Genomic DNA, 20,485 nt, shown 5'->3' with positions numbered 1-20,485 from the left:
TCTTTCGTCTAATGATTTTTGTGTTGTTATTTGGTGGATTTATTGGCGGCATCAATCCCGGTTTTCAGATCGGAATCGGCGGTATTTGTTTCAATTGATTCGGAACCGACCTTGCCCGTATTACTGTCTTGCAAGTCGGCGGTACGGGCGTTCAGGAACCCGCTATTAATCGCTTTCCCATCCTTGAGGGCGGCAAACGCGAGTTCCTGAGCCGTCATCGGCTTGGCATACTTTGCTTTCCGGACAAGTTCGGGATCAATCCCGCTGGCAATCGCATCGATTTCTTCGAGACGTTTCCGTTCGTCGGCAATGGCCTGTACCCTGATTTTCTCGGAATTCTCTGTTGATTCTACAGAGCCGGACTTGGCCGCTTCGACTTCCTTCTTCAAGGCGTCGCGTTCCGACTTCGCCGCAACAAGTTCCTGCTCTGCCTGGGCGAGCCTGTTTTTCAGGTCGTCTTCCGATGGTTCCGTCTCCGTATCAGGATTTTCTTCTGTCACGACGGATTCCTTCATGTCGTCAGGGACGGTATTAAAATAATTATGCGGAATGGGAAGATCGCCCGTTTTGACTCTGAACTTGCCCCCGGCGCAGGCAACGAACTGAACCTTGTTCGTCAACTCCTCGTCCAGCAACGTATTGGCAAACCCGGCTTCAACGGCCTGCTTGCCGGTAAACCACGTTTCATTCGTAATCTGATTCCGTAGTTTATCGGTTTCCTTCCCGGTTTTGGCCGCATAAATTTCCGCAATGGATGCCTCCATGGAATCCATCGCCTTGACGAGTTTTTTTGCGTCCTGCAACGTCATCAGGTCGTAGATCAGCGACGATACCCCATGGATCATCACAATGCTTCCGGGGTAGACCTGAACGTCATCCCCAGCGCACATGATGACGGATGCGGCAGAAGCGGCGATGCCCTCAACAAGGAGCGTTTTATGTGCTGACAAACCTTTCAGGGCATTATGAATGGCGATACCCGTAAAAAGGTCTCCCCCGGGAGAGTTCAGACGGATCAGAATATTTTTCTTGTTCTTGCACTTGGCGAGTTCCTCCTTGAATCCGTCCGGAGTAATATAGTTTCCTTCGATAACCTTCCCCGTCCAAAAATCGATGGGCTTCTCGGAAACAATTTCCCCGAAAAGATCGATTTCTGCCGTATCGGATGAGTCATCCGCGATAATATTCCAGAATTTTCTGGTGGATTGATTTTGTTTCATTGTTCTTCGCTGTTAATATCTTCTTTTTCAGATTGTTGTGACGATGATTCTTCTTTTTTGGCGGCCACCGCATCCGCGAGCATGGCAAGAATGGGAACAATGGCAGGCGTTTCGCTGGCAAGCTGTTCGATATTTTTCAAATAATCCCCCCCGGTCAGTTCCGTTGTCGCCTGGGTGTTCGTCTTCCACCCGTTTTCCACCATGATTTTCATGGCCCTGGCTTCTTTCTCTGGGTCAAGATGAGTCATTGCCGGGCCGTTCCACTCGTGATTCAGGTAGGCAGCACGGATTCTCGCATCCGAAAAGAAACCGGGTGCGAGAATCCGCCCGCGGGCAATGGCTTCCGACAAAAAGACTTCGTAAACCGGCGCGTTGAAACTTCCCGCGAAACTGATGCGGTCGTTTTTGACCTTGCGCCAATAATCCTGTAACGCCGCCCGGCTCGCGCTGTAGGAACTGTTGAAACTCTTGACAAGAACATCCACAGGAATTTCCAGAGCGGCGCCGATCTGTTTGGCAACCGACGTCACGAAACCGTCAAAAGCCGTGGATGGCCTCTTGGGATCGACGGACGTAATATCTTCTCCAGGTCTCAAGAAAGCGACATTCCCGCCCGGCACGAGTTCATAGTCTGCGGGATCACGATCATCCTCCGATTGTTCCGTTTCTTCCGACATGGCTTCGGTCGGCATCCGCAACGGAACTCCATCTGAGTCAACATCGGTTTTGACGAAAATGGTCAGGCATGTCTCCAACAGGGAGGCGGCCTCCTCGGCGTTCAAATACCTGCCGAGTTGCAAAATATTTTCGATGACAGGCGCGAGACAGGTAACACCCCTGTACTGTTCCGGACGTTCGGCTTCCATGATATGCAGGATATTCGGCAGGAGCGTTCGTTTGCCGACAGCTTCAACCCTGATCCATTCGGGTTCATCGACCGAAATTTCCTGTGGATAAACGTTGCGGATATGATAGGCGACAACCTGTCCGTAACGGTCAACTTCTACGCCGTCGAAAATTTTGTTCCCGGTCGTTTTGTTCATGCCAAATGTCAGATACGGAATGACATTCGACGTACCTGGCGTGGATACTCTATCCGCTTCAATGAGCCGGAGCCTGAGACTGTACGGATGAAGCCAGTCAGGCTTTCCTTGTTCAAACAGGCAAAAAACGTCCCCCGACGTTTTCCAGGCCATGATTGCTATTTGCTGTAACTCGTAAAAATCGCTCAACCCGGTCACGGAGGCAGACCGTTTATTTCCTGCCCATAATTCAAACTCGGCTTCGATTTCGTTGTTGAGCGTTGTTGTTTCTTCTTTTGTCAGGCCGAGATATTTCCCGTCTACCTGGGCATGCAGGTACAACCCCGGCCCGACGACGGATGTTCTCAGGCTCTTGATGGCAGACGTTGCCATGGGTGCGGACATGTAGAGAGACCGCGCCCGGCTCCGAAGAGTCGAATTGTGACGGTCGATGTCCTGATGCGGTGACCCTGAAATCGATCTGAATTGCTTGAACGCCCGGCGCGTTCCGGAGGCTCCGGCATCGCCGTAGCCGTAGTTTCTCACCCGTCTGGTCGTTCTGGTATATCTCTTGCCCATGTCAAAAATCTTTCGGAACAAATCCCATGAGAGTTCTGCGCCCGTAGCCGCCCAGTTCCCGTTCAATCCCGTTGATTTCTGATTCAATCTCACGGAGATAGGCGCGAAGTTCTCCCAGGCTCATGTTGTAGGCCGACTTGTTTCGTGTGCCGACGCCGTAGCTCTGGGCTTTCCCGGAGAGAATAGTTTTAATTGCTTGCTTGACGTCCGACTTGTCGGTCTGGAGTTCTTCCAGCCGTTCTTTCAATTTCTGTATGCGCTCGGAGGCCATTAACGCCATGATGCGGAGTCAACGCCTAAAAAAAACGTGTATATCGCTCAGTCAAAAAGCTGATCGCGCAATGACGGTCGCCTGGGACGGCGCGGAAGAGAGACACGGGCTTTTTTGACGGGATCGGTCCTTAAGGCTCGTTCCCAGGCATCGAAATCAGGATTGATGACTTTCACGGCCGCTCGTGCGTAGTTCCTGATGTCGAGAGCTTCATTCCGTTCGTGTCCCGGAAGCTTCTGCCATTTCATGACATTCCCGACTGCGACTTCGACCTCGGAAAGCAACCCGGCAAAGAAATTCAAATCATACCCTCGGTCTTCTCCGGGAAAGTGCATGTAATTCGGTCCCGGTTCCTGTACCTGGACGGCGTTCATGATCGCCGATTTTCCGGCATTGACACCGATATTATAGAGGATGTAGGTATTCCTCTTGTTCTCCGAAATGGGAACACGGTTCGGCGGCGTAATAAACGGACGGCCCGGCTGGCCATTACCCTTGACGGCGAAAACATTGGCCTGTTGGCGCCGTTTGCATCGCTTGGCAATCTCGTTCGTAAAATTACCGTCGCCCGAATCGATAAACGTCAGCATGACCCGGAGACCTCGCCCGTTCTGGAATTTGTACACCCGAGAAATGATGCTGTCGAGTTGCTCCCATGTTTTGTCGTCGTCCGGAGCACCGGGAATGTAGCCTGTCCGAATCCCCCAGCTTTCCCCGTACCGCGCCCAGCCGACAATCTCATACTGCATGTATTTGTGCTGGCAGTCCACGCCGCAAGTCAGGATCAAAGGCCCTTGTCCCGGTTCCCCCGGCAAATCGGCATCCGCTGGATATTGCTCGGCTCGGGCCATGAGTTCCGTTTCATCCGCTGCAGAATTCCTGTTTTCCCACAACTCGCCGACATCCGTATTCTTCCATACCTTGAGCCGTTCCACATCCCCCTTCGCCTTGCAAAAATTCTGGATGATATCTTTCCATGGCCGCCACGGCGATGAAAACCCTCCAAGCCAGAATGACCGGCAACGGTTGTTTTGAATAGCGTCCGGATTTTCTGCCTCCCATCTGGCATCCGACTTTTTGACATCCTGCTCCGGAACAATGTCGCCGCAATGAGGACACTTCCAGCCGTTGACATCGACAACCCAGTCCACCTTTCCGGCAATGCGGCGGGACGACGCCTTGAACTGAATATCGTCGAACCGAACTTCCGAATATTCGCCGCAACATGGACACTTCGTCTTCCACCGTTCCCGTGTCCCTTGAGTAAACAGGAATTCAATCTGGGAGGCACCCTTGACCGTAGGCGTCGAAACGGCAACTCGCTTGCGGTTGTAAAACGTATTTTGTCGTCGCTTGGCAAGCTCCCACGGATCGCCGTCGCGCCCTGCGCTGGACGCGAAACGGTCAAGCTCGTCACCGATGACATAACGGACGGGCTGGGAAGACAAGTCGCTTGCGCTCGACGAACCGACAAGCGTCAGCATCCCGCCCGGAAACGCCTTCTGTAAAACTGTCGAAGTTGCCGCCCGCCCTTTCCTGTCCGTGTCGTGAACCTTGTCCCGGATTTTATCGCATGCCTTGAGCATGGGAGCAATGCGGAGACGGGAAAACGACTGGGCGTCCTCCTTCCTCGGCTGAACATACAGAATCGTCCCCGGGTCTTGGTCGATAATGTAGGCGATGATATTGAGTTCCAGTTCCGATTTTCCAACCTGCGACGGAGCAACGAATACAATCTCCTCAACCAGAGGATCGCAAAAAGCCCGCATCGGTTCCCTCATGTAGGGCGTTCTGTCTGTCCTCCATTGCCCGCCTTCTGCGGACAACCCGCCTGGAAGGCGGCGGTACTTGTCAGCCCATTCGTCAACAGTCAGGTCTTCTGGAGGCAACCACAAACTTGCGGCCTCGTCGTAAATCTTCGTGAGATTGCGTCGTTCCGAAACATTCATGAATCATCGTCCTCCTCATCGCCGTTTGCCATCTGATCCCCGTCCGCTTCAACGAGGGCGGCAAATCGTTCCGGATCATAAGTCCGTGTTGCCATGTCGGCCATAACAGAAAATACCGCTTCCTTGATAATGTTTGCCGCTTCGTTCGGGGCCGCCCCGGCGCAATCCATCGCGCAACGTCCCGGTAGTGCCATGAGTGCCGCCTTCGTTTCCTGCACCATCCCGTTTAACAAAATCCTGACATGCTCGGCTTTGTGAACCTCCCCCTTGAGCAAAGCCAGCTTGATTTCCTCCACCTTAGCCTTCGCATTCCTAAAACGCACATCAGCTTCAAGCCTCTGCCTTTCCAGAGACGCCGTGTCCTGGCGATTCTGCAAATATCGGATATAGGAAACAAGAGAAGCCCCGAAGACATACCGCTTCCCGATCGGAGTATCTTCGACAACAAACGCCCCGTCAGCCCGCAACGCCTGAACACGGCGAACGGAGAGATTGAGCAGTTTTGCCAATTTCTCCGCTGTTACATACTTGCTTTCGGATTCCTCCGGCTTTTTATCAGGTTCCTTCATAATCCATCCGATTCAGGTCATGCCCCCAATCCACCGCGAGGGGGGTGAACCAAAGGACATAAAAAAATTCAGAAAATGCGCGAGATTTGGGATGGAGCCCAGCGCAATCAAAGGGTCGCCGGACAGTACCTACGTCGCCCGCCCGGTCTTGACCGTTTATTTTTTCATGAGGCGGTTGAAATGGTGAAAGAAACGTTTTTCCAATTCGCTGTTGAGTTTCGGACGCCATATCTTTTGTGACTTTTCATTCATAATTGCTTGCGGGACGGATGATGATGCATGGATCATGGGCTTGTTGCTACGCCCCACGACAAAGGCCCTGTTTCTTCCGTCGATTGCATAGACTCTGTGCCCGTTTTTCCCTTTAATCGCTTGGGGCTTTCCTCTGTACGTTTCAACCGTCACGACATAAGGCTTTCGGACAGCCCTCCCCCCCCTGCCCTTCTTTTTCGATGTCACACGAGCCTTGGGCGGTTTCTTGGGCAGAGTTTTCCATTCGGCATCCTTCTTTCCCGTAAAGACAAACGCCAGGGTGGAAATCGTCTTCCCCATGAACTTTGTCTTCACGCTCGCCTTCCCGGAATTGCGCCCTCGCCCAGTCTTGTCGTGGTAGTAGGATGAACAAGCGGCCACGCGATTCTTGTTGATCGCATAGACCTTCGAGACGGCTGTCGATACCGCCCCCGGAATCCGGCGTTTCATATCCTTCACGGTGTATTCGTCAACCTTCTTCCCCTTTTCATTCAGGGCGTTCAGCTCCTTCAGAACATGCGAGGCATCAAGCGTGATATTCATGTTTTTTCACAGTAAAAAGTTCGGCAATCACACACTCCCCCCGCTTGGTAACCTCATACCGTGAGACACCATCCTTAACCTGGACAATATAGCCGTTTCTAACCAGCGACCGGATCGCACCAAAAAAAGACCCCTCATTGCTCGGAATATTGGCAAGAATCGCTTTCCGTGTCACATGCCCCCGTTGAATGGCGACAAGAATCATCAGATCAAGCAACGGGGCTTTCTTCCCCGGACGCAAGACCCACACGTTCTTCATCAATTCAAAACCAAAATCCAGAGCCTTCATCGTTCCCGTTCGTCAAGACGTTTGATAATCGCATCCACGAGGCCATGATGCTGATGATGCCTGTAGCCCCCAGGGTACTCCATATCGAATTCGACATTCAAGGCGTCCAGCACCTTCCCCCGATCAAGCGGCAACGGCTTCCGGGCAATCGCGTATATCTGTGATGCAGACCTCACCCCCATCACCTCGACATCCTCGAAATACCCCAGCAAAAGCTTTTTCAATGACGAGAACGTATGGAAATGTTGCATCGTCCACACCCCCGCCCGGAACGTCGCCCCGAAATTCTCCTTGTCCAAAAACTCAATATGCCGCCCTGCCGCATTCAGCTTTTTGTAGTTCAGAGCCTTGTCCAGAAACTCCTTGTTCCTCGTCCCCAGCACAAGCGCGCCGTCACAATTCATCAGCGCATTGCACGCCGTCAGCACATAATGCTCGAACGTCGAATTCACCACCGAGTTCAACACACTGTCCAGCACCACCAGATCATACAACCCGTCACGGGCAATATCCCGTTCCAGCCTCATAATCTGCCTCACCACCTCACGCACGCACAACTTCTCCTCCCGCTGGAAATGCGGCTCATACGGCAAAATGTGATACCCCTTCCCTTCCAGCATCCGGGCATAGGCGCACCGCCCCGCCCCGAAATCCACAATCCGCATCCCCTTCTGCAACATCGGGAACACATACCGTTCATACGTCGTGGACGCCAAATCGCGCTTCCCACCCGGCGTCAGCCGGTGCATTTGGCACAGCAACTGATTGTATGACTTCACCCCCAGCGCATCATAATGGTACTGCCCGTACTCAATATTGAGCAACTCCATCATGCCCGCCTCATCCTCATTATGAATGCAATAGCAAATCACCTCGCGCCGTAACTGTTTCGCCGCGACCGCATAGTCGCTGTTCAGCAACACCTCCCCCCGCTCATTGCACACAATCGACCCCCACTCGCCATACTTCATCATCAAACGGGCCATCTCGAAAACCACAGTCGCATTGTCATTCTTCTCATAGCCCAGCCGCCCGGGTGCAACAACATGATACCGGCCCGGCTCAAGCCCGCCCGTCACCCATGCCTTGCTCTTCCCCGTCTCAATCGAGTTGTGAAAGAGATTGAACCGGATTTCATCCACCTGCGTAATCCCCCCGATGCGTACAGCCGGGCAATGCGTCATCCCCAATGCCTTCATCGCCCGTGTCCGCTGGTGCCCCGCTGTCAGAATACCGTTGTCCCCGTTGACAATCACGGGCTTGATGACCCCGTACCGCCTGATGCTCTCCTGAAGCATCACGAACTTGTCTTCGTCCAGCTTGCGCGGGTTGTAATCCGCTGGCCTCAAATCCGCAATCGGGTAACGCTCGATGAACTCAACCTGCATACCTCTTGTCCCCCTTCGTCAAAAGCTCCGTGAAAATCCCGAACGTATTCCCGTTCTTGTCGAGATAACGATCATAAAAAGCCCGGAACCTCCGCGCTTCATCCTCGCTCAAAATAATCTTCACCGTCCCGAACTTCACGAAATTCTGAGACGTGGAACCCGCCTCGTCACGGTCAAGATCAAGATCGTCCGGCACCTCCGGAGGCGGGGCATTCAGCAGATCGTCAATCTCCCCCTGGGAAAACCCCGTCAGCCCCAGCGCCTCGTCGTCCCCCATATCTTCAAGAAGCATCCGCAGCGCGTTCTCGTCCAGATCGGCCAATTCGGCAATCCGGTTGTCCGCGATTAAATCAGCGTGTTCCTGCTCCTTCGTATCATAGTGCTGGATTTCAATCGGCACCTCGGCCAGCCCGGCCAGCCGGGCCGCCTTCAACCTCCCATGCCCCTTCACAATCATACCAGACAGATCGGACACCGTGATCGGCGCCCGCCACCCGGCCCCTTTGATAATGATGGCCAGCCGCTCCACCTGATGATCCGGGTGCATATTCGGATTGTCCGGATTCTCCACCAGATCGGCCGTCGCCCTGATTTCGTCAAAACGGCAGAAAACCGGCACCCCCGCCGCAACCGCCCTTGATACAGCATCGTTCTTACCCTGTTCCATACCCACCTTCAAAAGAAACTGGCATGCCAGTTAAAGAAAAAAATGCACCTCGAATCCATTGACACGCAATATTGCGGCATGAAAACGAAAAAACTTGCCATGCTCAAGCAGGTTGAGCACATTGAAATCGCCTGGCCGGGTATCCCGCCCGCGCCCGGCACCAACCATAAACACGACTAAAACCCCATGAACGAAATATACCAATGGACGGCGACGACCAGCAACGCCAACAGCACAGTCGGCACGGCTCAAACCGTCTCCCAGGCAACAAGAGCCGCCATGGACTGCCCCGTGGACGACGGGGGATGGCTTGAAACCATCATCATCGCGGACGAAAACGGCGTCATCGCCAAGGCACTCATCCGCAAAACCCCCGATGCTCCCTGGGAAAACGACCCCGGCCTCACGGAATAACCAATACTCATTGCCAAACGTTGCGGCTCATGATAATGAGCCTCTATGACTCCGGAGGAATTCATCGCTCACATCATGCAAAGCCGGGGGCTGTCTACAAAACGTCAGGCCGTCATTCAGGCGGCCGACCTCCTCTGCATCTCCCCGACCAGCGTTTGGCAATGGCTCTCCGGTCAACAACGCCCGTCCCGGCAATCCCTCCGCATGATGGCCCTCGTCGTCGAAAACGACACCCTCAACGCACAACGCGCAGGAAAGAAAAAACCCCGGCGTGGCAAGGCGGCCCCCGAAGGCACCCGCCCCCGGAGACCGCCAACCATAAACGGCGACTAAACCGTTCGCCGGATTACATAGCATCCCGGCCATAAAAGGCCAAACACAAAGGCTGTCCTGATCAGGGGGACGGCCTTTTTTCTCCTCGTTTTCCCTCGTGAAAAAAAACAACAACCCAAATTGACCATTCCAAGCGCATACACCCAAAACATGAAGAAAAAAAGACCGCCCCTCGCAAGAGAGACGGTCTTTTTCCTTCTGAAAAGCAACCTGTTCAATGCCTGAACATTGCCCATTATGGTTTCACAATGACACCTTCCGGTACTTTATAAGGATTGTTCGTTTTTCCTTTATTTTCTTCTGCATCCTTCAATATCTCTTTTACCATGTCTGCCAAACCCTTATCTTTCAGCCTATTGTACTTTCTTAAGGCATCATCGGCATCAAAATAGATATGCTTGTATACTCCATCATCGTTTTTGAGCATGAAACCTTGGATGATACGGCCTTTTTTGTTGACGGTCAAACTATCTCCATTGACGCGATAACCTTCGTAGTGCTTCCTGATATAGTTTTCCTGTTTCAGCTTAAGCTCGTGGACATTTTTGATCTTCCCGAGAATGATAGGATTGTTTGGAGAACCGCCTGTTGCAGACTTTTCATCAAGATTGACCGTTTTTTCAATGGGCTTGATGATGCCATCCGGATCACTGGGAATGATTTTCACTTTCATATCTTTCCCGGATGCCTGATAATTTGTCATCAACAAGCAGCATATTGCTCCCGAAACCAAAACCCTAAATAATGTTTTCATTTGTTATAATTCCTTTTATTGTTCATTGCATTTGTTGAGATTGCAGAGGGCTTCCTTAATCCCTTGCCTGGCTTGTTCGATTACAGTTTCACCGAGTTTTTCGGCCTGATCCGCACTAATGCTTTCCGGTGGTACAATTTGTGGAAACACACCAGTCAGTTCCTTTGAAAAATCACGGGGACCTTCCGTCGTCCCGTCTTTATGCTTGATCTGATATGTCCCCTTGATTGTATAGATAATTGTCAGAGGATTGGCCAGCCTATATTTCGGACTTCCATCCGGGTTCAGCAACGGCGTTCCGTCAGGATTATACATCGGAGTGAGATATTCATTCCCGTTTTCGTCCTTGCTGACAAGCAACTTATAAGAGAATCCGGTTACCTTTAAGGTATCCGTCAATCGACATTCTGATACTTTTGCATAAGCATGGCTCATACCCACGGCAACAATGAGTGCAAGTTGGAATATTTTTTTCATATTACACGTTTTTTCTCATATGATCCATAAATCTCATCGGTAATGAGAGTTTCTTTGTTCAGAATCACGAAACAAGCGAATCGGAACAGTAGATTAAATATCGTAAAATAAAAATAAAAGTCAACATGAAAACACTATGAAACTTTCTCGTTCTCAAATACGCTCGTTTATCCAGATTTTCCCAGTCTCTCGTCACACCGCCTCTGAATCTCGGCAAGGCTAGCCTCCCTGGGCGGTTTCTCCTTGGGCGGTTTCCGGGTAAACACGCTCCCTGGCGACCGCTGGAATCCCCCCTTCTTCATCGCCTCGTCCACCCGTGCCTTCAACGCCGGATCGCGGCGCGTGTAATACGCCAGCCGCTCCACCGTCAGCCCGGCTTTGAGGCAGGCGTCTCCCTTGGACATCCCCCCGGCCATATGGCCGATAGCCGCCTCGATCATCTGGGTCAAGGCGTCGTTCATTTCTTGATCCTCCCCCTATCGTCAATACGTATCCATGGCCTGTTCCATACGTACCCATACCGTAATCCCAATAATCGGTTTGCGTACCTCCGCATCGTCGAAAAATCCTTGTCTCTCTTAAGTCGCATAAATCGATTGTCGTAACGTCTGAATCTTGCTTCCAGCTTGTTCCATTCCCTTTTCATTGATGTCCCCCTTTAACATCGTTCATGATTTCTTCCTTTGTTTTCAGCCCGTGTCTTCTCAGCACCTCCGTTATTTTTGAGATCAAAGGGTGCTCTCTCCCAAACCTTGCATCGCAGTTGGCCCCCACAACATACATGCAAAGAATGCCGATCAAGACATCCTCCCTTTTCTGAGGCCCCCAGCCACTAACAGCTTTTTCGACCTCGTCATATATCCGTCCGTATTCTTCTCGTTGTTCTTTATTCATCGTTTTTATAGTGCTTGAAATTTGATTTTTCCGTCGCGCCGTTTGACCACTCGCAACCCGCGCATTTCCCTTCCGAGCGATTTTGGCTGTACTCCGGCCAGCCTCGTCCATGGAGGCAAAACAGGCAATTATTGCGTACCAGGGCATCATCAGGCTCTCGTTCGAGAAACCTCCGGCACACATCCTCTCTCGTCAGCTTCTTCATCATACCTCCCTGTACCTTGTGAACGCCGCATCCCATTTGAGCGTGATATTGCACACAATCCCGAACCTGTTTTTGCCGACAATGAGAACAGCCTCCGTCTGATCGGCATCAACATCCTCCGGCGACGGCCTGTGAAGCAAAAGCACCTGGTCGGCATCCTGCTCGATAGAACCCGAATCCCGGAGGTCGGAAACCTTAGGCACCGCCGCCACGCCGGCACCGCCGCGCTTCGTCACATCCCGGTTCAACTGCGCCAGCACAATCACCGGAATACCCAAATCCTTTGCAATCGCCTTCAACCCGGCCGAGACTTCCGACACCTCGCGCTCCCTCGAATTCACCCCCTGCCTGCTCGTCCCCCGGGCAAGCTGCAGATAGTCCACCCCCAGGCACCGGATGCCGTACTCATTAACCATCTGCCGGGCGATCGCCTGAATCTCGGAAATCGTCATCGCAGACTTGTCGGCAATGTAAAACGGCGCATCCCTCATCACCTTAAGCCCTCGTGTAAACTCCTGCCCCTGCCGTTGCGTCAGCTTGGCCCCCTTGCGCAACGCCGCCGCATTAATGTGCGCGCGGGAAAACAACACCCTCTCCAAAAGCTGGGCATTAGGCATCTCAAGGGAAATCATCCCTACCGGCACGGCAGGATCGCTCGTCGCCAGATGCTCAAGCATGTTGACCAGAATCGACGTCTTGCCGACCCCCGGCCTCGCCCCGATGACAACCATCGCCCCCGGTTGAAGCCCGTCCAGCACGCAATCAAGACTCGGCATCCCCGTCGTCAGCCCGCGCACCGCCCCCGGATGTTGCATCCGGAACTCCAAATCATCCACAACCTTCTCCGAGGCGGCGCCCAGCCTCTTGATCTCCGCATTCCCGCATGCCTTGCGGATGCCCGTCAGCATCGTCTCTGTCGCCGCCAGCAACGCCTCCGAACTCACTGTAGCATCCATCGCCATCTCATTCAGATTCCGCACCCCGTCCAGAATATCCCTCTTCCTCTTCCCTTCAACCAGCAACTCGACCGACGAATCGAAAGAAAACAAATACGAATACCCCGTCGCGATCTCCGTCAGCCCGGCATGCCCGCCAACCCCGTCCAGCGTCCCGGCTCGCTCCATCCGGTGCATCACATCCACGAGATTGAACTGCGCCTTGCTCTCCGAAAGCTCGACGAGAACATCCCAAATCATCTGATGCGCCGGAACGTAAAAAAACGCCCGTGTCACCCCCTTGCCTGCCAACGCCCCGACCTTCGCGGGATTGGCGATGCACACCCCCAGCACCGACTTCTCGGCCTCAACCTGAGTCTGCGTATACACCGTCGTCATGCCTTCTCAACCTCCTTCCGGACGCTGAAATTGAACTTCGGATCGGCCAGCGTCGTCCCCGGCCCGGCCTGATCCCCCCCGGTCCCGTAGGGACTGGGCTTCGCACCGTCCAGCCCATACGACCTGTTCAGGGCCTCATTCGACTGCCAGTCGGAGGCATATTGCCGGGCCGCCCCCCGCCAGTTGTCCACCGGCAACCCCTTGTTCGTCTTCCAGCCGATCGCGTCCATTTTGTTGAAAAACTTCTCGGCACAAGCGCTCAGTTGCTCATCGCTTGGGCGTTTCACCTGAGCCGCCATATACCGCCTCACCTCCTCGGCGTCTGCCGGACGATCCTTTCGCCTGCCGGACGATGGGGAAGCCCCATCATCTTCCCTTACCTTCCTTTCCCTTCCCTTACCTTCCCTTACGGTTTTTCCATCGGTTTCAACGTCGGTTCCGATACACGTTCCATCAGAAACCAACGTAGGTTTTCCATCGGTTTCCATTTCGGTTCCTGCGTTGGTTACGGTAGGCGAGTTCTTCGGCCTCCCGCCCAGCTTCCCGTTTTCCCGCGCAACCGTGCGCTTGATATTCAAGCTCGCCTGAATCTGGGCCGGATACCCGAACACCGCCAGATCATCACCGTCCCATGAATAAAGCTCGCACCCCTCACCAACCTCAGATGCCATCACCCCGCACGTCTGCATCCACCTCCTGTCCTTCCAGGAGCGGCAATCGCGAATTATCCCGTTGTTTTCCTGCTCACAGCACCATGCCAGCAAGGCGATCCAAGTCGCCCGCTGGACCGGCTCCGCCCCGATAAACTCCGGCGATGAAAACAACGCCGTCCGAATATTGATAAATTCCATATAAAATTGATAGTTGTTGAATGTTAAAAACGTGTGTTAAAAAAGCATCATTTGAGGTTTATAATTCATCCAGAGACATTCCGTCTTGTGGTTCCCCTGTGTATCGCATGCTTCCTTACATTCTTTTCTCCACCCTGAAAGGTGCCGGACGTACAACTCCGAATTATATCCAGATAAGACAACTTTGCCTTTCAATGTCTTCAGGAACGCAAGCAACTTCTCATGATCTTCAAGGCTGTATTCGTGTGTATATCTCACGCGATTTCCTCGCGTTTCCTGAACATAGGGAGGATCGACATAATGTAACGTGTCTTCTGAATCGTACCTTGACATGATTTCCAGGGCATCGATCTCGTTGATCTCGATATTCCTGTTACGGAGTTCGGTCGCGCATTCCCTCACAATGTCTGGATATTCCCTCCATGCTTTGGGATAGGGTGTTGTGCGGAGTAACCCGTTGCGCTTGAAACCCGGTTTGTGAATCCCCCCTCCATAACTCATCATGGAGTTGACAGCAAAGCGGAGAGCATCTTCAACTGTATCTTCTGCGATTTCAAAAGAACGTGAATAGGCTTCCTGCGCGTATGGAGTCAGCTCGATAAGGCGGGCCAGACGTTCTGCCTTTTCCGTATCTCGAAGTACCTCGAAAAAGTTCACAATTCGATCATAGAGATCGTTGTAAATCTCCAAAAATGCCGGTTGCTTGTTGAGAAGTACGGCGGCCGATCCCCCGAACGGCTCAACATAGATTCTGTGTTCCGGAAAAAAACTGATGATCCATGGAGCGATTCGGTTCTTACCCCCAAGATACCGCGCTAAAGCCCGTTTGCGTGGTCGTTTAGTATCCATCGCTCGCCTCCTTTCCATCGCTTAAAAAAACCTTGGTGTACATCGCGGCATCTTCATCGCTGAGATAGCCAAGCAAAAACCGCAAAGCATCTTCCACGGTAACCTTCCGAATTTGGAGATTGTTGTAAAGTTGCTGAACGGCGGCTCCTTTGGTGTTGCCGTAAGCAATAAGCCCATAGTCATCATACAGGGTGCACAACTCTGCGATCATATCGACAGTACCCACAAAGGCGGAATACTGCGGTTTATCCCATCGCGATCGATGCGTTCCGATGCGGTGCTTGTTGGACTTAGCCCAGGCATCCACTTCTGGAGCCAACCCCACAGCGTAGGGCTTCCTCGCAAAATCACGGGCTGGCATTTCAAAGAGGTATTTCATCATTCCCCCTCCTTTCAGGGTCCCAAAGCGATTGATACACAAGAGGGCGACAAATCCGACATGGATAAGCCTGTGTGCCCATCCCGAAATGTTCGCAATTTCCGCAATATCGTTTTTCCATCGGCACCCACGCCCGGCACACAGCCCGCTTCCTTGAAACAAGGTCTTCATATTTCTTTAAGTCAGATGGGGTAAGCTTTAGAAAATCTCTGGCGAAAGATAATGATGCCACGGCTTCCCCATACTGATAAAATGCTTCTTGTTCAGGCGTCAGTTTCATCGCAACCCCTTTCACTTCAAGAACCTTGTATTCAATAACCCAAACCCATGGATTTCTCTCCCAGGTATCGCGTCCATTGATTTTGCATATCAAAGACTCGTAAGAATCAATAGAATCAACGCAAATCCATTGCTCGCGGAGATAATCCCACCAAAGTTCATAATCTTCGTTAAACAAAACGCCTTCGGCAACAGCATCATCCTCGGAAATATCCTGCAACCTCTCTACACGTATCCCAGTTATTTCAAGAAGAATGCGGGATGCTTTCCGGGGCATGTGGATGCTGGGTTTCCATGGTGACGCATCCGAACCATCTTTGTTAATTTTGATGCCTCCGTCCTCGTCCAAGACATTTACATAACCTTGGTGAGTAGCGGCGTAGCAATATTTTCCAGTGGGCAGGAACCGATCATTGTACACCTCGAAAAAAGTTTCCCTCACCCAAAGGCGGTCACCGACTTTTCCGTACGGACATTTAATCCAAGGATTGAAGAATGATGGGAACTCACCGCCTTCTTGGTAGGAAATAGCCAACCATTCCCCCGGCAACTCTTCTACAAAATAGTCTATGGCAAATCCTTCCGGGACATTGGCGCAGAATTTATCAAATCCACGTGTACGACGAGTCTGCGTCTTCCGCTCTTCCAAAATAGCCTGAACCATCGGAGCGGACATCAATATTGGATGTTCTTTAGTCATTGGACTTTCCCTCCTTTTCTCTCTTCGTGAGTACGCCGGTGACCATGTCTCCGACAGCTTTGATGTACCCCGCCTTGAATGAGACGTAACACATGCCCAACATGGCGAGCACGGCACACGTCCCCGTTGCAAACGAAATTAAAATATCCGTGATGTTCATCAGATTAATCCTTTCGCTTGTATTTTACGGACTTTTTCAAGCTCGATAGTAGCCCTTTCAGTACTTATCCCTCGGTAGTTTTTTGACTTCCATGTACAGGACGGGCAAACCCATTGTTTCCATCCGAATTTATCTTCCAAAAAACATTGCGGGTGGCCGCATTTCGGACAAAATTCATGAAGTAGGATTTTTCTCATTGCTCGCCTCCTTTCTCCAGGCGTTCGCGAAATTTTTCGGCGACGAAATCTCGCGCAATCAGCGTTGAATCAACATCGCCGCCATGACGATCGGCGTAGTCCAGCACACGCTCAAAATACTTGTCGAGCCACACGGTAAGCTGAATGGCAGACACTTCAATTTTATCAGATAGCATAATATCCATCTTGGTCGTATAGTTAAAAATTAAGTTCCAGTTGCACGCTCGGAGAGGACACCTCCGGCATCGTTTCAACCTCGGGGCACTCGTTCGCGCCGTGCTGGCCGAATAGCCGCATGAGGCTTCGCCACTTCTCGATCCCGTCCTCCGCAAGCTCGATGCGGATCAGGGTCGGAGTCTTCCATACCCCCCATTCTTTATTCTGCAAGGAATCCCCGTGAATAATCGTTGCGGGCACGTCCCACATCGCCAGATTGATATAGGCCATCTTGCATGCCAGAAGCTCAATATCCGTGCAGGTAATGCGCAGATCGTGCCGGACGTCTGCCAGCATCTCCGCTACAGCCAGCGGTAGTCGGCCGGAACCGCAGGCAGGATCGCAGATCGTGACCGTCTCTCCCCGCACGGCCTTCGCTTTGGCCTCGTCCACGTCGATAGTGATCCCCGCGCACATCTTGCAGAGCGACTCGGGCGTGTAAAACGACCCCAGCGCCGCCTTGTGGCCTGGCCCCGAAAGCTCCTGATGATAATCCCCGAGACGATCGCAAAACGGGTGCCGCTCCATCTCCTCGCCGAGCATCGTGATCGCCCGTGTGCAACAGTCGATCTTCTCGTCGCGGCGGTCGGCAAACAGGGGCCGCATATCCCACTCGATATGCCCCGCCGTCAATGTCTGGAACATGATGTCAACGAACTCGCAGAAAACCTGCAAATCGTCGGTACCCTCCCACAACCCGGCAGAAGTCAGCATCGTCCACCATTCCCCGTCATCATTGCGAGATGGCATCGTCCCCTCCTTCCTTTTTCCAGAAAGTCACTTCAACCTCACGGCATCGTGCTAAGTCTCGCACGAACCTCACGGGATCGTCCCCAAGCTTGATCTCCCGGTCATTCATCCGCAGATAACTTGCCACCGTATCGCGGACGTACTTGATGCGCCCGATCACATTGTCATCATCAGGGCACTCGCCTTTGTAATACCACACAATGCGGTATCTGTTCGGCCTGAACGTCCGGGGAAGCCTCCGTTCCAGAAGCCGGAAGTTCGTCTCCTCCTTCACCCGGTCCTTCTCCTTCTTCTCCTCGGCCCAGTGCCCGCGCCCGTTCAGGCCGACAACCTGGCCGGGATGCCGGAGGCAAATCGTAAACTCGTCAATCATCGTCTCCCCCTTCCAAAATCTTGTTGATGCGGACAAAATCCGTCACCATCCGGAACACAACGCCCGGCGACTCATCCCTGAAAATAGCCTGCCCCCCGTCCGCAGGCGAAATATCGAACTGGTAGAAACACCGCCCCCATCGCGTAAACCCCGCCCGGTACCCGTCCGTTGCGGAAATACGCTTCTGCAGGTGCCCCAGGGCGCGGCAATAGGCAACATTCACCATCTTCATGCCGCCTCCCTTCCAATTTTAACTTGTACTCCCGTGGGAGACTCCGTATTCATCCTCTTGTATTGGTTTTGCATCGGTTTTTGCGTACTGGTACAGGCGGCGCCACGGGCCAACGTGGCGCCGCCTTTTTTATTGTTGATCCACTGCCGCCACTAATTGGCAAACGTACTGTGCGTCGAACACTCGATGGCCCCGCGGATAACCCTGTTTTCCGGCAACGCCGTTTCAATTCGCTCGGAAAGATCCTTCACGGCGGAGCGTTCAGGCACGTCAGGGCGGTACAGCGTATAGGTGAAGAACAAACGGCCTTCATTCGTCAGCCGTACTTTCAGGCGCACCTTGATCGCATACGTCGTGAACGCCTCGGCACCCTGAATAACCGGAATTACAATCGTGAACTCGGTCGGCAGATCAATCTCCCCGCTCTTCGTGTTGTTGCTTTCATCGTAGGTCACCTTCGTTTCCCCATCGCTGGAACGGTAGGCAGACTTGAAAACAACCTGGCGGTGCATGTCGAACTTGCTGACAATCGTCAGCATATCCGCAGGATTGGGAGACTTGATATCGTTGAAATTCTCTTCGATAAACTCCACGAACTCCTTTTGACACATCGCCTGTCCGCTATTGCCCATCCAGTTGTCCCACTCGACCGTCTTGTGTAGCTCCATCGTCGCCGTATCGTCCCCCCATCCCGGCGCCGAGCCGGAATCATAGTGATTGAACACGGCAACAACCTTTTCATCATTCACATAAATGACGGACTTCCGGTCGCAGGCATCCTCATCTTCGCGTTTGACACAATCAATCAGCGTTTCGATGTCGAGCACGGCAACCGTCTGGGCCTTCCGAGGGGGAACCTCTCCCAACACGGCGAGATTCCTGATATCATAGCCATCCGGTACCACGGCGGCTTGCCCATTAGAGATTTCCTGCACGCGAACGGCAGACAGCAATTCTTCTGTATCTTCCATAATATTTTAATAGTAATGGTATTATTGTTCTTATTAGGCGAGATTCGCCACCTTGGAGGGCATACCCTCCACATCAATCACACTCCCGGCAGGTCGGTTCGGAAGAACCTTCATCGGAAGGTCGGGATCAAATTTCATCGTCGTTTGCAACGGATCGGACACATGGAGAGTCCCGCTATCCATATCCGCAAACAAAATGCGTGACGGGATATCCGCATCTGGAATACTCGCCTTGATCTTGGGCGTAATTTCGATTTGCCGTTCCCCGCCCTTACGCTTGAAAGCAAGCGTAATTTGCAGAGAGCCACGGTTGCCCGTCTTCATCACGGCACTCACGACAGCGGCGAATTTTTCATCGACCTGAATCATGAGCTTGCCGTCTGATATTTCCGAAAGACCATTGATAAAAAGGTCTCCGGGATTGTATTGGTTCTTGTTTTCTTCATTCATGGTTTTTGCGTGTTTGGTGAAGATTGTGAATCGGTTGTTAGGAAACGAACCTCGATTTAAGCTTGCTCTCGGATGGACTTTCCCCGCACCCTCGTTCCTTGTTGGCAAGCCACTCCAGAATGCGGCTCCTCGAAAATTGCAACTTGCGGGGTGACACCCTCCGGTGCGGCAGGCCGAACTTGTTGACCATGTAGGCCACTGAATTTTGAGACCGGAACGTCTTCGGGAACTCCCGGACAAGCTCGGCGCTCGTCAAAATATCCTCTTCGTCGTAATACATAATCGTCAGGACAGGTAAAAATGAAACACCACCCCGGCAACCACCGTCAGCACAAGCGCGGTAAACCCGGCGAACACCAGTGCGGAAACCGCAAACCAGAAAATATTCCCCTGGAAATCCTCGCCCTCCTCCCGGTCAAGATTCTCCCGGACAACACGGGCGACACAATCGCCGTCCCCCCGTTTCCAGGCCGTTTCGGCTTCAATGCGGCCGAGTCGCGTATATTGTTCGTTCATGATAATGGATATGTTGTAAGTGATTTGTAAAAAGGTCGTCCCGGGGATTCCTCCCGCCTCTCGGTTCCGTACTACACTATGACGTGGCGCCCACCGTGGGCCGGGACGATTGATTCATGCCCCGACCGCCTCCCGTTCGGATGTTGCGTTTTTCCTGTTTAGGCGTTCCTCTTCGATGTCGGCGACGGCATCAATAATCATTGTGCATGCCTGGGGGATGCTGATGTTATTGGATGCTGCCACCTTGACGACGAAAGCGCATGTAGCAGGATTCTTGGTAATCTGGTCTGTAGGAATTTGTATGATCTCGTTCATGGGGTCTCCTTCTTGTTGGCGGGGATGCCTCCCCTGTTGTGTAGGCCCATATATACAAGGCAGTTTGTATTCAGTCAACAAAAATGT

The 20,485-nt window shown here is 52.6% G+C and carries 30 protein-coding genes; 2 read left to right on the top strand and 28 right to left on the bottom strand.

From position 1 onward, the window contains the following. Positions 1-26: 26 nt before the first annotated feature. From QET93_RS07775 to QET93_RS07735, 9 genes are all read right to left on the bottom strand, one after another. Positions 27-1,220, bottom strand: a complete 1,194-nt coding sequence (locus QET93_RS07775) for a head maturation protease, ClpP-related (RefSeq protein WP_280131649.1) — start codon at positions 1,218-1,220, stop codon at positions 27-29. Next, on the bottom strand, positions 1,217-2,821 hold the full coding sequence (locus tag QET93_RS07770) for a phage portal protein (RefSeq protein WP_280131650.1): 1,605 nt from the start codon (positions 2,819-2,821) through the stop codon (positions 1,217-1,219). The genes QET93_RS07775 and QET93_RS07770 overlap by 4 nt, the downstream gene beginning before the upstream one ends. A 1-nt stretch (position 2,822) precedes the next feature. Further along, the gene (locus QET93_RS07765) at positions 2,823-3,101 is read right to left on the bottom strand and encodes a hypothetical protein (protein ID WP_280131651.1); all 279 of its coding nucleotides are present in this window, start codon (positions 3,099-3,101) and stop codon (positions 2,823-2,825) included. 38 nt (positions 3,102-3,139) lie between these two features. Further along, positions 3,140-5,041, bottom strand: coding sequence for a terminase gpA endonuclease subunit (locus QET93_RS07760; RefSeq protein ID WP_280131652.1), 1,902 nt, complete (start codon positions 5,039-5,041; stop codon positions 3,140-3,142). Continuing rightward, on the bottom strand, positions 5,038-5,610 hold the full coding sequence (locus QET93_RS07755) for a hypothetical protein (protein WP_280131653.1): 573 nt from the start codon (positions 5,608-5,610) through the stop codon (positions 5,038-5,040). Before QET93_RS07755 ends, QET93_RS07760 begins: the two co-directional genes overlap by 4 nt. Positions 5,611-5,766: 156 nt before the next feature. Then, positions 5,767-6,405, bottom strand: a complete 639-nt coding sequence (locus tag QET93_RS07750; protein WP_280131654.1) for a hypothetical protein — start codon at positions 6,403-6,405, stop codon at positions 5,767-5,769. Then, entirely contained in the window at positions 6,389-6,694 is a 306-nt protein-coding gene (locus tag QET93_RS07745; protein ID WP_280131655.1) for a hypothetical protein, read from the bottom strand. The genes QET93_RS07750 and QET93_RS07745 overlap by 17 nt, the downstream gene beginning before the upstream one ends. Continuing rightward, the gene (locus QET93_RS07740; RefSeq protein ID WP_280131656.1) at positions 6,691-8,082 is read right to left on the bottom strand and encodes a ParB N-terminal domain-containing protein; all 1,392 of its coding nucleotides are present in this window, start codon (positions 8,080-8,082) and stop codon (positions 6,691-6,693) included. The genes QET93_RS07745 and QET93_RS07740 overlap by 4 nt, the downstream gene beginning before the upstream one ends. After that, positions 8,072-8,749 (bottom strand): ParB/Srx family N-terminal domain-containing protein, encoded by a 678-nt coding sequence (locus QET93_RS07735; protein ID WP_280131657.1) that lies wholly within the window; start codon positions 8,747-8,749, stop codon positions 8,072-8,074. Before QET93_RS07735 ends, QET93_RS07740 begins: the two co-directional genes overlap by 11 nt. A 186-nt stretch (positions 8,750-8,935) precedes the next feature. Here QET93_RS07735 and QET93_RS07730 point away from each other — a divergent pair, with 186 nt between their 5' ends. Continuing rightward, positions 8,936-9,163: a hypothetical protein gene (locus tag QET93_RS07730; protein ID WP_280131658.1), complete on the top strand. Its 228-nt coding sequence runs from the start codon at positions 8,936-8,938 to the stop codon at positions 9,161-9,163. A 45-nt stretch (positions 9,164-9,208) separates the two neighbouring features. Beyond that, the gene (locus QET93_RS07725) at positions 9,209-9,496 is read left to right on the top strand and encodes a hypothetical protein (RefSeq protein ID WP_280131659.1); all 288 of its coding nucleotides are present in this window, start codon (positions 9,209-9,211) and stop codon (positions 9,494-9,496) included. A 235-nt stretch (positions 9,497-9,731) separates the two neighbouring features. Here QET93_RS07725 and QET93_RS07720 read toward each other — a convergent pair whose 3' ends face one another. From QET93_RS07720 to QET93_RS07630, 19 genes are all read right to left on the bottom strand, one after another. Further along, positions 9,732-10,250 (bottom strand): hypothetical protein, encoded by a 519-nt coding sequence (locus QET93_RS07720; protein WP_280131660.1) that lies wholly within the window; start codon positions 10,248-10,250, stop codon positions 9,732-9,734. A 15-nt stretch (positions 10,251-10,265) separates the two neighbouring features. Next, positions 10,266-10,727 carry a hypothetical protein gene (locus QET93_RS07715; protein WP_280131661.1) on the bottom strand — a complete coding sequence of 154 codons (462 nt, stop codon included), beginning with the start codon at positions 10,725-10,727 and terminating at the stop codon, positions 10,266-10,268. Positions 10,728-10,894: 167 nt separating this feature from the next. Then, positions 10,895-11,188: a hypothetical protein gene (locus QET93_RS07710; protein ID WP_280131662.1), complete on the bottom strand. Its 294-nt coding sequence runs from the start codon at positions 11,186-11,188 to the stop codon at positions 10,895-10,897. A 181-nt stretch (positions 11,189-11,369) separates the two neighbouring features. Continuing rightward, positions 11,370-11,621, bottom strand: coding sequence for a hypothetical protein (locus QET93_RS07705; RefSeq protein ID WP_280131663.1), 252 nt, complete (start codon positions 11,619-11,621; stop codon positions 11,370-11,372). After that, positions 11,614-11,829 (bottom strand): hypothetical protein, encoded by a 216-nt coding sequence (locus QET93_RS07700; RefSeq protein WP_280131664.1) that lies wholly within the window; start codon positions 11,827-11,829, stop codon positions 11,614-11,616. The genes QET93_RS07705 and QET93_RS07700 overlap by 8 nt, the downstream gene beginning before the upstream one ends. Continuing rightward, positions 11,826-13,160 carry a DnaB-like helicase C-terminal domain-containing protein gene (locus tag QET93_RS07695; protein ID WP_322189930.1) on the bottom strand — a complete coding sequence of 445 codons (1,335 nt, stop codon included), beginning with the start codon at positions 13,158-13,160 and terminating at the stop codon, positions 11,826-11,828. Before QET93_RS07695 ends, QET93_RS07700 begins: the two co-directional genes overlap by 4 nt. After that, entirely contained in the window at positions 13,157-14,011 is an 855-nt protein-coding gene (locus QET93_RS07690) for a hypothetical protein (RefSeq protein WP_280131666.1), read from the bottom strand. The genes QET93_RS07695 and QET93_RS07690 overlap by 4 nt, the downstream gene beginning before the upstream one ends. A gap of 36 nt (positions 14,012-14,047) precedes the next feature. Further along, on the bottom strand, positions 14,048-14,860 hold the full coding sequence (locus QET93_RS07685) for a DNA adenine methylase (protein WP_280131667.1): 813 nt from the start codon (positions 14,858-14,860) through the stop codon (positions 14,048-14,050). Then, complete coding sequence (locus QET93_RS07680; protein ID WP_322189929.1) at positions 14,850-15,242, bottom strand: hypothetical protein; 393 nt, start codon at positions 15,240-15,242, stop codon at positions 14,850-14,852. Before QET93_RS07680 ends, QET93_RS07685 begins: the two co-directional genes overlap by 11 nt. Continuing rightward, positions 15,223-16,218, bottom strand: a complete 996-nt coding sequence (locus tag QET93_RS07675; RefSeq protein WP_280131669.1) for a hypothetical protein — start codon at positions 16,216-16,218, stop codon at positions 15,223-15,225. The genes QET93_RS07680 and QET93_RS07675 overlap by 20 nt, the downstream gene beginning before the upstream one ends. Beyond that, the gene (locus tag QET93_RS07670) at positions 16,211-16,378 is read right to left on the bottom strand and encodes a hypothetical protein (RefSeq protein WP_280131670.1); all 168 of its coding nucleotides are present in this window, start codon (positions 16,376-16,378) and stop codon (positions 16,211-16,213) included. The genes QET93_RS07675 and QET93_RS07670 overlap by 8 nt, the downstream gene beginning before the upstream one ends. A 193-nt stretch (positions 16,379-16,571) precedes the next feature. Further along, a complete protein-coding gene (locus QET93_RS07665) occupies positions 16,572-16,760 on the bottom strand; it encodes a hypothetical protein (protein WP_280131671.1) in 189 nt (62 codons plus the stop codon). A 13-nt stretch (positions 16,761-16,773) separates the two neighbouring features. Continuing rightward, a complete protein-coding gene (locus QET93_RS07660; protein ID WP_280131672.1) occupies positions 16,774-17,541 on the bottom strand; it encodes an N-6 DNA methylase in 768 nt (255 codons plus the stop codon). Beyond that, positions 17,525-17,914: a hypothetical protein gene (locus QET93_RS07655; protein ID WP_280131673.1), complete on the bottom strand. Its 390-nt coding sequence runs from the start codon at positions 17,912-17,914 to the stop codon at positions 17,525-17,527. The genes QET93_RS07660 and QET93_RS07655 overlap by 17 nt, the downstream gene beginning before the upstream one ends. Further along, entirely contained in the window at positions 17,907-18,146 is a 240-nt protein-coding gene (locus QET93_RS07650) for a hypothetical protein (RefSeq protein ID WP_280131674.1), read from the bottom strand. Before QET93_RS07650 ends, QET93_RS07655 begins: the two co-directional genes overlap by 8 nt. 152 nt (positions 18,147-18,298) lie before the next feature. Then, the gene (locus tag QET93_RS07645; RefSeq protein ID WP_280131675.1) at positions 18,299-19,117 is read right to left on the bottom strand and encodes a DUF2303 family protein; all 819 of its coding nucleotides are present in this window, start codon (positions 19,115-19,117) and stop codon (positions 18,299-18,301) included. 33 nt (positions 19,118-19,150) lie between these two features. Next, positions 19,151-19,567 carry a hypothetical protein gene (locus QET93_RS07640; protein WP_280131676.1) on the bottom strand — a complete coding sequence of 139 codons (417 nt, stop codon included), beginning with the start codon at positions 19,565-19,567 and terminating at the stop codon, positions 19,151-19,153. 285 nt (positions 19,568-19,852) lie between these two features. Continuing rightward, positions 19,853-20,083, bottom strand: coding sequence for a hypothetical protein (locus tag QET93_RS07635; protein ID WP_280131678.1), 231 nt, complete (start codon positions 20,081-20,083; stop codon positions 19,853-19,855). 114 nt (positions 20,084-20,197) lie between these two features. Further along, positions 20,198-20,398, bottom strand: coding sequence for a hypothetical protein (locus QET93_RS07630; protein ID WP_280131679.1), 201 nt, complete (start codon positions 20,396-20,398; stop codon positions 20,198-20,200). Between the last annotated feature and the right edge of the window lie 87 nt (positions 20,399-20,485).

It is taken from the genome of Akkermansia sp. N21116 (assembly GCF_029854705.2).
Lineage (GTDB): Bacteria > Verrucomicrobiota > Verrucomicrobiia > Verrucomicrobiales > Akkermansiaceae > Akkermansia.
The sequence above is the reverse complement of the archived record's forward strand: the minus strand, read 5'-3'. Positions and strand labels throughout refer to the sequence as shown.